Source organism: Streptomyces sp. NPDC101166 (assembly GCF_044768125.1).
Lineage (GTDB): Bacteria > Actinomycetota > Actinomycetes > Streptomycetales > Streptomycetaceae > Streptomyces.
Genome location: NZ_JBIWPF010000004.1, coordinates 87316 through 100896 on the forward strand (window position 1 = coordinate 87316; position 13581 = coordinate 100896).

Annotated in this window: 15 protein-coding genes; 8 read left to right on the forward strand and 7 right to left on the reverse strand. The window is 74.0% G+C overall.

The genetic code is table 11. From position 1 onward, the window contains the following. Positions 1-57: 57 nt before the first annotated feature. The gene (locus ACIRS4_RS09310) at positions 58-534 is read right to left on the reverse strand and encodes a MarR family winged helix-turn-helix transcriptional regulator (protein ID WP_404192317.1); all 477 of its coding nucleotides are present in this window, start codon (positions 532-534) and stop codon (positions 58-60) included. 126 nt (positions 535-660) lie between these two features. Between ACIRS4_RS09310 and ACIRS4_RS09315 the strand changes: the two genes are divergently transcribed. Both ACIRS4_RS09315 and ACIRS4_RS09320 read left to right on the forward strand, forming a co-directional pair. Further along, positions 661-2181, forward strand: a complete 1521-nt coding sequence (locus tag ACIRS4_RS09315; RefSeq protein ID WP_404192319.1) for an SDR family oxidoreductase — start codon at positions 661-663, stop codon at positions 2179-2181. Between the two features lie 136 nt (positions 2182-2317). Beyond that, positions 2318-3682, forward strand: coding sequence for a cryptochrome/photolyase family protein (locus ACIRS4_RS09320; protein ID WP_404192321.1), 1365 nt, complete (start codon positions 2318-2320; stop codon positions 3680-3682). 65 nt (positions 3683-3747) lie between these two features. On the opposite strand, the gene ACIRS4_RS09325 is transcribed toward ACIRS4_RS09320, so the two are convergent. After that, positions 3748-4869 carry a MerR family transcriptional regulator gene (locus tag ACIRS4_RS09325; protein ID WP_404192324.1) on the reverse strand — a complete coding sequence of 374 codons (1122 nt, stop codon included), beginning with the start codon at positions 4867-4869 and terminating at the stop codon, positions 3748-3750. A 140-nt stretch (positions 4870-5009) separates the two neighbouring features. Here ACIRS4_RS09325 and ACIRS4_RS09330 point away from each other — a divergent pair, with 140 nt between their 5' ends. Together ACIRS4_RS09330 and ACIRS4_RS09335 are read left to right on the forward strand one after the other, a co-directional pair. Then, positions 5010-5621 carry a sigma-70 family RNA polymerase sigma factor gene (locus ACIRS4_RS09330; RefSeq protein ID WP_404192327.1) on the forward strand — a complete coding sequence of 204 codons (612 nt, stop codon included), beginning with the start codon at positions 5010-5012 and terminating at the stop codon, positions 5619-5621. Positions 5622-5740: 119 nt separating this feature from the next. Further along, positions 5741-6181: an SPW repeat protein gene (locus tag ACIRS4_RS09335; protein WP_404192330.1), complete on the forward strand. Its 441-nt coding sequence runs from the start codon at positions 5741-5743 to the stop codon at positions 6179-6181. A 130-nt stretch (positions 6182-6311) separates the two neighbouring features. Here ACIRS4_RS09335 and ACIRS4_RS09340 read toward each other — a convergent pair whose 3' ends face one another. From ACIRS4_RS09340 to ACIRS4_RS09350, 3 genes are all read right to left on the reverse strand, one after another. Then, the gene (locus tag ACIRS4_RS09340; protein ID WP_404192333.1) at positions 6312-7109 is read right to left on the reverse strand and encodes a GNAT family N-acetyltransferase; all 798 of its coding nucleotides are present in this window, start codon (positions 7107-7109) and stop codon (positions 6312-6314) included. Positions 7110-7183: 74 nt separating this feature from the next. Further along, the gene (locus tag ACIRS4_RS09345) at positions 7184-8035 is read right to left on the reverse strand and encodes an aldo/keto reductase (protein WP_404192335.1); all 852 of its coding nucleotides are present in this window, start codon (positions 8033-8035) and stop codon (positions 7184-7186) included. A 135-nt stretch (positions 8036-8170) separates the two neighbouring features. Continuing rightward, positions 8171-8506: a hypothetical protein gene (locus tag ACIRS4_RS09350; RefSeq protein WP_404192338.1), complete on the reverse strand. Its 336-nt coding sequence runs from the start codon at positions 8504-8506 to the stop codon at positions 8171-8173. Between the two features lie 148 nt (positions 8507-8654). Here ACIRS4_RS09350 and ACIRS4_RS09355 point away from each other — a divergent pair, with 148 nt between their 5' ends. Continuing rightward, complete coding sequence (locus ACIRS4_RS09355) at positions 8655-9716, forward strand: ABC transporter permease (protein WP_404192340.1); 1062 nt, start codon at positions 8655-8657, stop codon at positions 9714-9716. A 113-nt stretch (positions 9717-9829) separates the two neighbouring features. Then, positions 9830-10363: a DoxX family protein gene (locus ACIRS4_RS09360; protein WP_404192342.1), complete on the forward strand. Its 534-nt coding sequence runs from the start codon at positions 9830-9832 to the stop codon at positions 10361-10363. 88 nt (positions 10364-10451) lie between these two features. Here ACIRS4_RS09360 and ACIRS4_RS09365 read toward each other — a convergent pair whose 3' ends face one another. Continuing rightward, positions 10452-10670, reverse strand: coding sequence for a hypothetical protein (locus ACIRS4_RS09365; protein ID WP_404192344.1), 219 nt, complete (start codon positions 10668-10670; stop codon positions 10452-10454). A gap of 420 nt (positions 10671-11090) precedes the next feature. On the opposite strand from ACIRS4_RS09365, the gene ACIRS4_RS09370 reads away from it, so the two are divergent. Together ACIRS4_RS09370 and ACIRS4_RS09375 are read left to right on the forward strand one after the other, a co-directional pair. Continuing rightward, positions 11091-11528: a DUF2809 domain-containing protein gene (locus tag ACIRS4_RS09370; protein WP_404193066.1), complete on the forward strand. Its 438-nt coding sequence runs from the start codon at positions 11091-11093 to the stop codon at positions 11526-11528. Positions 11529-11643: 115 nt separating this feature from the next. Then, the gene (locus ACIRS4_RS09375; protein ID WP_404192347.1) at positions 11644-12441 is read left to right on the forward strand and encodes a hypothetical protein; all 798 of its coding nucleotides are present in this window, start codon (positions 11644-11646) and stop codon (positions 12439-12441) included. A gap of 28 nt (positions 12442-12469) precedes the next feature. Here ACIRS4_RS09375 and ACIRS4_RS09380 read toward each other — a convergent pair whose 3' ends face one another. Further along, on the reverse strand, positions 12470-13453 hold the full coding sequence (locus ACIRS4_RS09380; protein ID WP_404192350.1) for an expansin EXLX1 family cellulose-binding protein: 984 nt from the start codon (positions 13451-13453) through the stop codon (positions 12470-12472). Positions 13454-13581 lie beyond the last annotated feature (128 nt).

Here is a 13581-nt window from a genome sequence, read left to right on the forward strand (position 1 = left end):
CCGGCACAGGTTCTTCCGCCGACGGGCGGCCCCCGGATGCGGGAGTTCGAAGCCGTTCTAGCGGACGGGTGGCGTGACCTGCGCCAGTTCCTCACTCATCGCCGTCAGGAAACGCAGCACCACCGACAACTCGTCCTCGGTGAAGCGCGTGCGGGCGGCCTCGGTCGCCTGGGCCAGCGGCCTGAAGTAGGTGCGGGCCGCCGACCGCGCGTCGGCCGCGTAGTGCAGATGGACCACACGGCGGTCGGCGCTCTCGCGCACCCTGCGGATGTGCCCCGCGCGCTCCAGCCGGTCGACGCAGGCGGTGACGGCCCCGGAGGTCAGCCCGAGGTGCTCGCGCAGCCGCTTGGGCGTCATCGGCTCCTCGGAGTCGAGGATCGCGGCCAGCGCCTGGACGTCCGTGGCGTGCAGCCCGTGGTCGCCGGCGAAGCCGTGGACCAGCCGGTTGATCTCGCCGTTCATCCGCCGCAGCCGGACGGCGAAGGCGTGCAGGTCGGTCGGCGCCGCGGGCGTGTCGTCGTTCGCTGTGGCCACGCGGTCAGCGTAGTCGCTGACCGGATCACCCGTTCGTGCGCACGGCACCGGGTGGCCGCATCCGCGGACGGCCCCCGGGTGGAAGCGATACCGAGGGGGCCCGTCGACACGGAGGACCGACAACCCATGACCGCAGACGGCCGCGGCGCCGAGGCGCCGCTCTGCCTGGTGACCGGCGCCACGGGGTACATCGGCGGCCGGCTCGTCCCCGAGTTGCTGGCGGCGGGCCACCGGGTGCGCTGCCTGGCCCGCTCACCGGAGCGGCTGCGCGACCACGAGTGGGCCGGCCGGGCCGAGGTGGTGCGCGGGGACGTGACCGACGCGGACTCGGTCGGGGAGGCGATGCGCGGCGTGGACGTCGCGTACTACCTGGTGCACGCGCTGGGCACGGGCACGGACTTCGAGGAGACCGACCGGCGGGCCGCGCGGATCTTCGGGGAGCGGGCCCGCGCCGCCGGAGTGCGCCGGATCGTCTACCTCGGCGGGCTCACCCCGGCGGGAGTGCCCGAGCGTGAGCTGTCGCCGCATCTGCGCTCCCGCGCCGAGGTCGGCCGTATCCTGCTGGGCTGCGGCGTCCCGGCGACCGTGCTGCGGGCTGCGGTCGTCATCGGCTCCGGCTCGGCCTCCTTCGAGATGCTGCGCTACCTCACCGAGCGCCTCCCGGTGATGGTCACCCCGAGCTGGGTGCGCACCCGGATCCAGCCGGTCGCGGTACGGGACGTGCTGCGGGCCCTCGTCGGCAGCGCCGGGATGCCGCCGGACGTCAGCCGGGCCTTCGACATCGGCGGGCCCGACGTCCTCACCTACCGCCAGATGATGGCCCGTTACGCCGCCGTGGCGGGGCTGCCCCGGCGCGTCATCGTGCCCGTGCCGGTGCTCACGCCCCGCCTGTCCAGTCACTGGGTCGGCCTGGTGACGCCGGTGCCCGCCTCGATCGCCCGGCCGCTGACGGAGTCGCTGCGGCACGAGGTGGTCTGCCGCGAACACGACATCGCGCGGTACGTGCCCGACCCGCCGGGCCATCCGGTCGGCTTCGACGAAGCGGTGCGACTGGCCCTGAAGAAGGTGCGCGACGCCCAGGTGACCACCCGCTGGTCCTCCGCGTCCCTGCCCGGCGCGCCCAGCGACCCGCTGCCCACCGACCCCGACTGGGCCGGCGGCAGTCTGTACACCGATGAGCGCGAACTGTCCGTGGACGCCTCGCGGGACTCGCTGTGGCGGGTCATCGAGGGCATCGGCGGCGACAACGGCTGGTACTCCTTCCCGCTCGCGTGGGCGGTTCGGGGCCGGCTGGACCGGCTGGTCGGCGGGGTGGGCCTGCGCCGCGGGCGGCGGGACGCGGCGCGGCTGCGGGTCGGCGACTCGCTCGACTTCTGGCGGGTCGAGGAGATCGAACCCGGGCGGCTGCTGCGGCTGCGCGCCGAGATGCGGCTGCCGGGCCTGGCCTGGCTGGAGATGCGCGCGGAGTCGGACGACGCAGGCCGCACCCGCTACCGGCAGCGCGCGCTGTTCCACCCGCACGGGCTGCTCGGCCAGGCCTACTGGTGGGGCGTGTCGCCGTTCCACGCGGTGGTGTTCGGCGGCATGGCCCGCAACATCGCCCGGACGGCGGCCGCCACGCCTCCCGAGAGGACGCCGGCGACGTGACGGCGGATTCGCACACGGGCTCAACCGCCGTCCCCCCGCACGGGTGGTGTCGTCTCCTTCCGCTCTTCCCGCATCCGTGGGCCGCGCCGGGGCGGAAGCACCGAGCGGCCCGCCCGTCTCACCCGGAGTCAGCGTCATGAACGTCTCGGTCGTCCTGTTCACCTCCGATCTGCGTCTGCACGACCATCCGCCGCTGCGCGCCGCGCTCGACGGAGCCCGTGAGGTGGTGCCGCTGTTCGTGCGCGACCGGGCCGTGGACGCCGCCGGGTTCGCCGTCCCCAACCGGCTGGCGTTCCTCGCGGACTGTCTGCGGGACCTGGACGCGGGCCTGCGCGAGCGGGGCGGGCGGCTCGTCGTGCGCTCGGGGGAACTGGTGGAGCAGGTGTGCCGGGTGGCCGCCGAGGCGGGCGCCGACGAGGTGCACATGTCGGCCGACGTGAGCGCGTACGCGAAGCACCGGGAGGAACGGCTGCGGCGCGTCTTGGAGGCGGACGGCGTGCGGCTGCACGTGCACGACGCGGTGACGACGGCCGTCACCCCCGGTGTGCTCACCCCGTCCGGCGCCGACCACTTCGCCGTCTTCACGCCGTTCTACCGGCACTGGTCGCAGAAACGGCTGCGGGATCCGCTCGGCGCGCCCCGGAGCGTGCGCGTGCCGGACGGCGTCGGCTCGCAGGAGTTGCCCTCGGACAAGGGGACCTCGCCGGGGCTGGCGCCGGGCGGTGAGAGCGAGGCCCGCCGACGGCTGACGGCCTGGCTGCGCAAGGGAATCACCGGGTACGAGGACCGGCATGACGACCTGGCCGGCGATGCGACCTCACGGCTCTCGCCGCACCTGCACTTCGGCGCCCTCTCCCCCGTGGAACTCGTGCACCAGGCGCGCGCGGTGGGCGGCCCGGGCGCGGGGGCGTTCGTACGGCAGGTCGCCTGGCGCGACTTCCACCGCCAGCTGCTGGCGGCCCGCCCGGACACCTCCACGGCCGACTACCGCACCCGGCACGACCGTTGGCGTACGGAGCGCACCGCGCGGGAGGACATCGAGGCATGGCGGGAGGGCCGTACCGGCTATCCGGTGGTGGACGCGGCGATGCGGCAGCTGCGGCACGAGGGCTGGATGCACAACCGGGGCCGGCTGCTGACCGCGAGCTTCCTCACCAAGACGCTGTACGTGGACTGGCGCATCGGCGCGCGGCACTTCCTGGAGCTGCTGGTCGACGGGGACGTGGCGAACAACCAGCTCAACTGGCAGTGGGTGGCGGGCACCGGCACGGACACCCGCCCCAACCGGGTCCTCAACCCGGTGCTCCAGGCCAGGCGTTACGACCCGGACGGCACGTACGTACGCCGCTGGGTGCCCGAACTGGCCGGGATCGACGGCCCGTCGGTGCACGAGCCGTGGAGGCTCCCCGCGCGGGAACGGGCCGCGCTCGACTACCCGGACCCGCTGGTCGAGCTGTCCGAGGGGCTGGCCCGCTTCCGCAAGGCGCGGGAACGGGACTGACGCGGGCGGCAGTTCAGGCTCGGCAGGGTCCTGATCCGGCCGGGAACCCGATGCGGCCAGGACCTTCACACGCCGGGCGGGACGGTCGGTGATCCCGGTCGGGCTCCCGTGAGCAGGTTCAGGGCCTCGCGCAGCCCTGCCGGCCGGGGCATGCCCGGGATGGGGCGTCCCGCCCAGCCGGGGCCGCCGAGCACCACCGTGGGGCTGCGCCGGGCGCCGCTGACGCCCCAGCGGGTGTCCGCGAGGTGCCGGGCGAGGGCGGTGCTCGCCGTGGACCGGGACTGCGCCCACAGCACCACCGCGGCCGGGCCCAGCCTGCGGACCGCCGCCGTCAGCGCCTCCGCGGGCACCGCGGCGCCGAACATCCGCGCCGGGACGCCGAGTCGGGCCAGCCCGGCGTTGAGCGCCTCCAGCGGCAGCGTGTGCTGTTCGCCGGGCACGCAGGCCAGCATCACCGCGCCGGGTGCGGCGAGCGGCTCCGTGAGCGGCCGGGCGGCGCGGCGCAGCACGGTGGAGACGTGCCAGGACAGCAGGTGCTCGACCTCGACGTAACGGTCGTCGGACGACGCCCACTTGCGGCCCACGGCGTGCAGGGTCGGCACCATCACCTCCTGCCAGGCGACGGTCAGCCCGTGCCGTTCGACGGCCTCGCCCAGCTGGTCCTCGACGGCGGGCGCGTCGAGGCGTACGGCGGCGCGGGCCAGCCCCCGGCACTCCTGGCGCACGTCCCGTCCCAGCGGGAGCGCCCCGGCCGCGCGCGAGCGGCCGACGGGCCGGGGGGGCTCGGGGTGCTCGGGGGGCTCGGGGTGCTCGGGACGGTCGGGGTGCTCGTCGGTCCGGCCGGTGGACGCCGTCGTGCCGTCCGTCGGATCTCCGCCCGTCGTGCCCGCCTTCGCCGCCCTCGCCGCCTCGGCGGGCGGCACGCCCGCCGAGGTGAGCCGGCACATCGCCTCCAGGACGGCCACGTCGTCCGGCCGCCAGCGGCGGTGCCGGCCGTCGGCGCGGACGGCGGGGCCGATGCCGTAACGGCGGTCCCAGGAGCGCAGCGTGGTGGGCGCGACGCCCAGCCGGCGGGCCAGCGCGCCGGTCGTCAGGCCCGCGCCCTCGGAGGGAGGGGCGGTGCTCGACGGGGTGGTGCCGGAAGGGGCGGCCTCGGAAGGGATGGCCTCGGAAGGGGCGGTGCTCATACCTCGACGATACGACGCAAGAACGATGCATGTTGAGTGACCGACGCACCGCTTCGCACGATGACGCCACCGGGGCCCGCCCCGGCGGACGTCCGCACCGGCCTCGCGACAGGCCGCCCGATGTGTCAGGAGCCGTCGCCATGAGCCAGCTCGCCATGATCGCGCAGCCGAACACCCCGGCCGCTCCGCGGCCCCTCGCCGAGGACTCGCTGCCCGACGAGGAGGTGGCCCGGCGTCTCGGCGCCGGGGAAGAGGCCTGCCTGGCCGTCGCGTACCGACGCTGGTCCGCCTTGGTCCACACGCTGGCTCTGCGTTCGCTGGGAGACGCGAAGGAGGCCGAGGACGTCACCCAACTGGTGTTCCTGGGCGTCTGGCGCGGCCGCGCGGGATACCGCCCCGAGCGCGGCGCGTTCGGCGCCTGGATCGTCGGCATCACCCGCCGCAAGATCGCCGACGCGCTCTCCGCGCGGACCCGCCGCCGCGATCTGGTCGCCTCGGCGGGCTCCGACCTCGCCCTCGCCGACCCCGCCCGCGACCGCCCCGAGACCTCTCTCGACCGCGTCCTGCTCCACAGCGAGCTCGCCCGGCTCCCCGCGCCCCAGCGGTGCGTGCTGCGGCTGACCTTCTACGAGGACCTCACCCAGACGCAGATCGCGGCGCGCACCGGCTGGCCCCTGGGCACGGTCAAGAGTCACGCCCGGCGCGGCATCCACCAGCTGCGTCGGCGCCTGGATCCGGACGCGTGGGACTGAGAACGCATCGTGTGCCGACCTCTACACATAAAGACCGAATAAGCGCAGAATGAACCTGCGCGGCGCTTACCGCACACCGCACCAGACGCGGTCGGCCAGCAAGTCAAAGGAGACGAGTCATGGCCAACGTCTCGCCCACGAGAGGCGACATGTCGACTCACCCGGATGTCTCAGAGATGCGGACGAGGTACGACCGCATGCTCGGCGGCCGTGATGTGGCGCTCGTCGACGGACCGGTGTTCCTGCTCGGTCTGTACTGCGCCGTATCCCCGTGGATCGTGCACTACAGCGCCGGCCAGCCCGCGCTCATGACGCACAACCTGATCGTCGGCACAGCGATCGGCGTGCTGGCGCTCGGGTTCACGGCGGCTCCCGCCCGGATGTACGGGCTGAGCTGGGCCATGTGCGCGCTGGGCATCTGGATGATCATCGCCCCGTGGGTCGTCGGATCCAGCCCCGACGCCGGTGTCGTCGTGAACAACATCATCATCGGCGCCCTGGCCCTGATCCTCGGGCTGATGTGCGCCGGCACGGCGGCGAAGAGCGTCCCCAGGTCGTAAGCGGCCCTCGGGCCTCAGGCCCTCTGTGGTCCCCAGGGGATCACACCCGCACAGGAGGAAGGGCGGCTCGGCCGGTCCGCCGTGGCGCGGGCCGGCCCGGTCGCGTCAGGGCCTGACCGGTGGACAGGCCCTACCGGCGCGCCTGCGGCTGGTGGACGTACGGCGTCGTCGTGGTCAGGGCGGCGAAGCCGAGGCGTTCCAGGATCGGGCGGCTCTGGTCGGAGGCGTCGACCTGGAGGTAGCGGTAGCCGCGGTCGGCGGCGATCCGGGCGCGGTGGGCCACCAGGGCGCGGTAGACGCCGCGGCCGCGCCAGGCGGGGGCGGTGCCGCCGCCCCACAGGCCGGCGAAGCTCGTGCCCGGGATCAGTTCCATGCGCGCCGAGCTCACCGGCTCGTCGCCCGCGAGGGCGACCACGGCGACGGTCTCGTCCGGGGCGATGTCGAGCCGGGCGAGCATCCGGTCCCGCAGCCACGATCCGTCCCTGCCGAACGCCTTCTCGTTCGCCTCGACCATGAGGTCGACGCCGGCCCGGTCGGTGACGGGGACGATGCGCATCCCCTCGGGCGGCTCGGCGGCGGCGAGCTGTGTCTCCGTCTCGGCGATCATCAGCGTCTCCTCCGGCTCGGCGGTGAACCCCGCCGCCGCGAGTCGTCGTCCGAGGTCGGCCGGGCGGTCGTGACCGTAGAGCTTCCACTCGAACTCGTGCCCGAGACCGCTGAAGCACGCGATCTGCTCGGCGATCGCGGCGTCGACGTCCGCCGGGTCCAGACCGTCGAGGCCGGACCAGAGGACGCCGTTCCAGCCGTCGGCGGCGGCGATCTGCCGGACCACGCTCCCGGCGCGCTCCACACGGGCGTCGGGGCTGTCGGGGCGGGCGCCTTCGCGCATGTCCCGGTCGTACAGGGCGAGTGTCGCTGCATGATCCATGCGGGTACTTCAGCAGGCCGGCCCGGCTGCCTCAACGCAATTACCGTGCGGGCGGGGCGAGAAGGAGCCGGCGGTCAGTCAGGGATGCGGATCCTGCCGAGCCGGCCGGCCACGGCCGGGTCGCGGTGGTCGAAGAACTGGGACACTCCGGTGTCCAGAGCGGCGATGGACGCCATCTGCTCGTCGGTGAGCTCGAAGTCGAACACGTCGATGTTCTCCCGCATGCGGTCCGCGCGGACCGACTTGGGGATGACGACGACCTCCCGCCGCACGAGCCAGCGCAGCACGACCTGCGCCACGGACCTGCCGTGCTCGCCGGCGATCCCGCTCAGCACGGGGTGGGTGAAGAGATCGTTGCGGCCCTCGGCGAACGGCGCCCAGGACTCGATGCGCACGCCACGCTCCCGCATGAGCTCCTGCTCGGCCGTGCGCTGGAAGAACGGGTGGGTCTCGACCTGGTCGACCGCGGGCGGGATCTCGTTGTGGTCGATCAGGTCGACGAGCCGGTCGGGGTAGAAGTTGGACACCCCGACGGCCCTGGCGCGCCCCTCGCGGTGGATCTCCTCCAGGGCGCGCCACTCGCCGTACACGTCGCCATAGGGCTGGTGGATCAGACAGAGGTCGACGTGGTCCAGGCCGAGCTTGTCCAGCGAGACGCCGAAGGCGCGCCGGGCGTTCTCCTCGGCGGGCGCGTCCTGGATCCACAGCTTGGTGGTGACGAAGAGTTCCTCGCGTGGGATGCCGCTCCTCCTGACGGCCCGGCCGACGGCTTCCTCGTTCTGGTAGGCGGCGGCGGTGTCGATCGAGCGGTAGCCGACGGCGAGAGCCTCGGTGACGGCCTGCTCGGTCCGCTCCGGAGGGATCTGATAGACGCCGAAGCCGAGGATCGGCATCTCCACGCCGCTGTCGAGGGTGACGGTCTGCATGGCGCTGCCCTCCGTCCTGGACCCGCACAGGGCACGGTCGCCGGCGGGTGGAACGCCACCCGGGTTCCACGAGCCACGCGATTCAGACGCGCCGACGGGCACCGCCCCCCGTCCGCTCGACGGCGGTGGGCCGGGTCATTCCGGGTGGGCCACCGCGTCCTTGTGGAGTGTCGCCGCTGCCAGGAGGGACAGGGTCGGTTCTGCCTGACGCAGGGCCTTCACCGCCGCTGTCGAGTCGATGGGGCCGGTGAAGCCGACGGCTGCCAGGCGGGTGCGCACCCAGTGGGCTCGCAGGCGGGGCTCCGAGGCGGCCGCGGTGGACTCGACGAGGGCCGCGGCGCGTTCCAGGCCGGGCCGGTCCTCGGGTGAGGCGTCGGCCAGGGCTTTGCGCAGGGTGTCGGCGATCAGGTCGGAGTCCCGGAGGACCAGGACGACGTCGTGTTTCTTGTTCGGTCCCAGCAGGGGTGTCATGGGCGCCATCGTGGACATCATGTGGCGGGATCGGCAAGGGACTTGAGGGTTTTCAGAGGCCTGCGCGACCGCCGGGTCCTCCGTACGCCCCCGCTCCGGGGACGTACGGCGCGGTTTCGTCGCGGGCCTCGCGGTAAACGGGAAACGCATGTCCGAAACGCCACACGGCAGTCACGCCAAGCCGCCGACGCCCGCGGAGCGACGGGCTCGGCTCAAGGAGTCGCCGTTGCTGCCGGCGGCCGTGCTCGTGCTGATCCTCACCGCCGCGGCGGCCCTGTTCGCGGGTTCGTACACCTACTCGATGGCGAATCCGACCCCCCACTCCGTGCCCCTGGCGGTGACCGGATCGTACGAGGAGCCCCTCGGCCGGAAGTTCGTCGGCGGCATGGAGGAGGCGCTGAACGCGGGCGTGAAGGTCCACCTCTACGACACGCCCGCCACGGCCCGGACCGCCGTGGAGCAGCAGCGCGACTTCGCGCTCCTCGACGTGCGCGACCAGGGACGCTCCGTCGTGCTGGACCTGTCCTCGGCGTCCGGCGCCTCGGTGGCGGAGGTGCTGGCCAAGGCTGCTCCGGCGGTGGGTGAGAAGACGGGGGTCGCGGTCACCGTCCGGGACGTCAACCCGCTCCAGGAGGGCGATCCGCGCGGGCTGGCGATCTTCTACGTCTCCCTCGCCGCCGTGATCATCGGCTTCGTCGGAGCGATCCAGCTCAGCGTGCACGCCCGGGCCCTCACCCCGGTCGAACGCATCGCCTGCACCGTCGTGTACGCGCTGCTCGGCGGGTTCGCCATCGCCGCGACCGTGGACTGGCTGCTCGGCGCGCTGGACCTGCCGTTCGTCGAGTCGTGGCTGATCCTAGCGTTCACGATGTTCACCAGCGGCATGGTCTTCACCATGTTCAACACGCTCGTGGGCCGCTGGGCGATGCTGCCGACCTGGGGCCTGATGGTCCTGCTGGGCAACCCCTCCTCGGGCGGGGCGGTGTCCTGGCCGCTGCTGCCGTCCCCGCTGGGCGTGATCGGCCGGTGGCTGCCGCCGGGCGCCTCGGTGAACGCCCAGCACACGGCGGTGTACTTCGCCGGGCACCAGCACGTCTTCCCGTTCCTGGTGCTGGCCGGGTGGGCGCTGGTGTCGTGCGCGGTGTTCTGGATCTGGCGGCACCGCCACCCCGGCGGCCGGGAGACGGCGCCCGCGCACGCCGCCCCCTGAGAAGCGGCGCACGCCGCCCCGCGTTCCGTGGCCCGAACGCCGAGTGACGTGCGCTCTCGTGGGGAACCCGGTCGCCGTCTTTGTCGTGCCGGTCAATCTGTCTGGAGAGGACCATGAGTGTGCTGCGTCTGGTCGGTCGTCCCCTGCTCGCCTCGATGTTCGTCTCGGGCGGCCTGGGCTCCCTGCGGGCGCCCGAGCAGGTCGCCCCGGCCGCCGAGCCCGTCGTACGGCCCGTCACCGACAGGGTGACGGCTCTGCCCGACCGCACCGAGGAGGTCGTACGGCTGAGCGGGGCCGTACAGGTGGCCGGCGGGCTGCTGCTGGCCACCGGGCGTGTCCCGAGGGTGGCCGCGCTCGCGCTCGCCGCGACCCTCGTGCCGACGACCCTTGCGGCGCACCGGTTCTGGGAGGCGGAGGACCCCGACGAGCGCGCCCGGCAGCGCATCCACTTCCTGAAGAACGCGTCCATGCTGGGCGGTCTGCTGATCGCGGCCGCGGACACGGCCGGCAACCCGTCCCTCGCCTGGCGGGGCCGGCACGCCGCCCGGGACGTACGGCGGGAGGCGCGGCTGGTGCGCCGGTCGGTGCGGGCCGCCGCCCGTCCCGCGGCCAGGGCCGGCGCGGCCCGCGCACGGCTCCCCCACTGACCCGGCGGGCAGCGAACCGAACGGCCTGCGGCCCCTGACCACGCGAGACGTGGTGAGGGGCCGCAGGCCGTCGCGCGCTGTCTGTGCGTCAGGCAGCGGTGGTGTGAACGGCGGTGGCGGTGCCGAGACCGAGGCCCTCCGCCGAAGCGACGGACAGGACGTCGGCGCACACGCCCACGAGCGGCGTCTCCAGCTGGAGACCGCCGGACCCGACGGCGGTGAAGCCGGCGTCGGCACCGGCGCCGGCGAGGCCGTCCAGGTCGGAGTCGGACAGCTCGACGGTGTCCACCTGAGCGGGGAGGTTCATCACGCGCGGTTCCCTTCACACGGTTCTTCCATGGCAGGAGTCCGCCGGACATCCCAGGTGGGACGGCTCCCGGCGACTCCAGGACGCGAGGATCCAAACACGCCGGACGGAGCGGGGACCAGCCGTTCGGCGGCCCGCCCGGGCGTGTCGCCCCGCCCGCCTCCACGGGTGTGACCGCCCGGTGAGCGAATACCGCGCCACCTTCACAGAGCCTCCCGCCGGGGCCGCCGTACGACGCTCTCCCGGAGGTGGGCCGGCCGGTGCGCGCAACCCTTGCCGCCGGTCTCGACAGGGTCGTCACGAGCGGTCCAGGTCTTGTCCGCCGATGCGACCGCGGTGTGGGGGGTTCCCGGATTTTCCGCCGCCATCGGGTGCGCACACCCCGGCCGGCGCCGCCCGGGGCAGGATGCTCCCGTGCACCTGACTTTCCGGATCGATGAACGATCCCGCACCGGGACCCCCGCTCGCACCCGCTGGGCGGCCGCCACGGCCGCGCTGGGAACCGTCGGCGCGGGGCTCGGGCTGCGGGCCGTCGCGGCGGGCGAGGTGGCCAAGTACGGCGGGGACGCGCTCTACACCGTCCTGATCCTCACCCTCGTCGTCCTCGCCGTGCCGCGGGCGACGCCCCTCGCGTCGGCGGGCGCCGCCCTGGCCGTCAGCTGGGCGGTGGAGTTCCTCCAGCTCAGCGAGGTCCCCTACGAGCTCTCCCGCCGCAGCGCACTCGCCCGCCTCGTGCTCGGCTCCACCTTCAACCCGCCCGACCTGCTCTGGTACGCGATCGGCGCCGCAGCGGGGTGGCTCGCCCACACCGCACTGCTCCGGACGACGGCAGCGGCCCGACGGCGGCGGGGAGCATGAGGGCCGCCGCCGTCTCGCGGTCGTCAGCGTCGTCCGTGTCGTCGGCGTCGTCGGCGTCCACACGGCCGCGTCGGCAGGCCGGGCGATGTCACACCCCCGTGCCACACTGCGCCCCATGTCCCTCGCTGATCTCACCCTCGCCCGGTGGCGGACCCTCGACCCGTCCGCCGCGCTCCGCACGGGCCGCCGGGCCGCCGATCTCGTGGGCGGGCGGGTGAGCGGTGTGGAGACCGTCGAGCACCTCGGCGCCCCGCTGCACCGCGTGCGGATCGAGCGGAACGGACAGGAGTTCGCTCTCGTCCCCGGCGGCACGGTGCGTCTCGGCTTCGATCCGGACGCCTGGCGGCCGACGCCCGAGCAGGCCGCCGACTACGCGGAGAGCCTGGAGCAGGGTTTCTGCGACGCGCCCGATCCGCGGGGACATCTCGCCGAGACGCTGAGCGCGCCCCGTACGGCCGAACTGCCCGCGGTGCTCATGGCCGTCGAGGACGAGCGGCTGACCGAGGCCCCCGCCGACATGCCCGCCGTCCTGGCGTCCCGCGGGCTGCGCATGCCGACGTCGGACGAGTGGGAGCACGCCTGCGGCGCGGGCGCGCGCACCCTCTTCCGCTGGGGGGACGACTGCCCGCTCGACCTCGACCCCTACGGCGACCGCGCCGGTCCTCGCAACGAGCTGAACGCCTTCGGCCTGCGCATCGCCTACGACACGTACCGCGCGGAGCTGACGAGCGACGGCGCCGCCGTCCACGGTGGGGACGGCGGCGAGTCGGTGTGCGGCGGTTACGGTCGTCTGCTGGCGTGGCTGCCGCTGGCCACCGCCCAGCGCAATCCCGCCATGGCCGAGTTCGTGTACGGCCCCGAGGGCGAGGACATGTACGACGACTTCTCCACCCGGCCGGTGCTGACGCTCTGAACCGGTCGGCGGCGCGGGGAGTTCCGGGTCAGTGTCGGCTGAACTGGGCTGCCGTGGGCTGCAGGACGTCGGGGCGGACCGGCAGGGCGTCGATCTCCAGTCGTTCGCCGTAGATGTCGGTGACGCGCAGGGACTTGCCGCAGCCGACGCCCTGTTCGGACAGGAAGTAGTTGAAGTCGGCGCGGGGCAGGGCGCGCCAGCCGCCGTCGGCGGCGACCTCCAGCTCGGCCACGGGGTTGCGGTGGCCGACGACCTGGATGCCGCACCAGTACGCGCTGGACCCTGTCTTGTAGCGGACGGAGATCTTGTCGGAGGTGCTGGGGCTCACCAGGCTCCAGGTGACGGAGAGCCGGCCGGCGGAGAGGTCGGCGAGCTTGGCGAACGCCTGCTTGCTGAGGTCGACCTGTCCGGGAGCACAGGGCAGCGGGCACTCGTTGGTGACGCGGACCGTGACGGACGCGCCGGCGGCCGTGCGGACGACGATGTACGCGCCGCACGCCTTCGCCGACTCGTAGTCGGTGTGGTTCATCGCCGCGATCATGAGGTCGTCGGTCGGGCCGTACAGGCACGCCCCGTTGCCGTCCCCGGCGTCGTAGTGCGTGGCGAGCCCACGGTATTCGACGCCGGGGCGGATCCGGCCGGCCGAGGGCGTGCCGGCGGCCGTCGCCCGGGAGGCGGCCCTGGCCGACGCGCGAGCCGTGGGTGACGCCGACGGGGTCGGGGAGGCCGTCCTGCTCGGGGTCGCCCTCGTGGAGGGGGACGCGGACGGGGACGGTGTGGCCGACGCGGTCGTGGACGGCGGCGCGGGCCGGGAGGCGGCGGTGGCGACGGCGGCCCGGCCGGCGGCGCCCGCCCGGGATCCGGCCGCGGCGTCCGTGTGGGCGCCGGGGCCGGATCGTACGGTGATCACCAGGTAGACGAGCACGCCCAGGGCTGCCAGCGCCGCGGTCGTCGTGGTCCACAGTCCGCGCCTGCCGGGGCGGCGTCGCGCGGCGTGTCTCGTAGCCTTCATGTCCGTCCGTTCGGAAGTGCGTGTAGACGTCTCGTCGGTCAGTCGCCACCCGGGGCGAGAAGGTTGCCGCGTCCTCGAAACTTTTCGGGCCCGCCCGGCGACACCCACCTCGGGCGGCGCGGTCGTCG

What these genes read in the sequence shown, in the direction of transcription:
- ACIRS4_RS09315 (WP_404192319.1), top strand. Translation starts at nt 661, where the DNA reads ATGACCGCAGACGGCCGCGGCGCCGAGGCGCCGCTCTGCCTGGTGACC.
- ACIRS4_RS09320 (WP_404192321.1), top strand. Translation starts at nt 2,318, where the DNA reads ATGAACGTCTCGGTCGTCCTGTTCACCTCCGATCTGCGTCTGCACGAC.
- ACIRS4_RS09325 (WP_404192324.1), bottom strand. Translation starts at nt 4,869, where the DNA reads ATGAGCACCGCCCCTTCCGAGGCCATCCCTTCCGAGGCCGCCCCTTCC.
- ACIRS4_RS09330 (WP_404192327.1), top strand. Translation starts at nt 5,010, where the DNA reads ATGAGCCAGCTCGCCATGATCGCGCAGCCGAACACCCCGGCCGCTCCG.
- ACIRS4_RS09335 (WP_404192330.1), top strand. Translation starts at nt 5,741, where the DNA reads ATGGCCAACGTCTCGCCCACGAGAGGCGACATGTCGACTCACCCGGAT.
- ACIRS4_RS09340 (WP_404192333.1), bottom strand. Translation starts at nt 7,109, where the DNA reads ATGGATCATGCAGCGACACTCGCCCTGTACGACCGGGACATGCGCGAA.
- ACIRS4_RS09345 (WP_404192335.1), bottom strand. Translation starts at nt 8,035, where the DNA reads ATGCAGACCGTCACCCTCGACAGCGGCGTGGAGATGCCGATCCTCGGC.
- ACIRS4_RS09350 (WP_404192338.1), bottom strand. Translation starts at nt 8,506, where the DNA reads ATGACACCCCTGCTGGGACCGAACAAGAAACACGACGTCGTCCTGGTC.
- ACIRS4_RS09355 (WP_404192340.1), top strand. Translation starts at nt 8,655, where the DNA reads ATGTCCGAAACGCCACACGGCAGTCACGCCAAGCCGCCGACGCCCGCG.
- ACIRS4_RS09360 (WP_404192342.1), top strand. Translation starts at nt 9,830, where the DNA reads ATGAGTGTGCTGCGTCTGGTCGGTCGTCCCCTGCTCGCCTCGATGTTC.
- ACIRS4_RS09365 (WP_404192344.1), bottom strand. Translation starts at nt 10,670, where the DNA reads ATGAACCTCCCCGCTCAGGTGGACACCGTCGAGCTGTCCGACTCCGAC.
- ACIRS4_RS09375 (WP_404192347.1), top strand. Translation starts at nt 11,644, where the DNA reads ATGTCCCTCGCTGATCTCACCCTCGCCCGGTGGCGGACCCTCGACCCG.
- ACIRS4_RS09380 (WP_404192350.1), bottom strand. Translation starts at nt 13,453, where the DNA reads ATGAAGGCTACGAGACACGCCGCGCGACGCCGCCCCGGCAGGCGCGGA.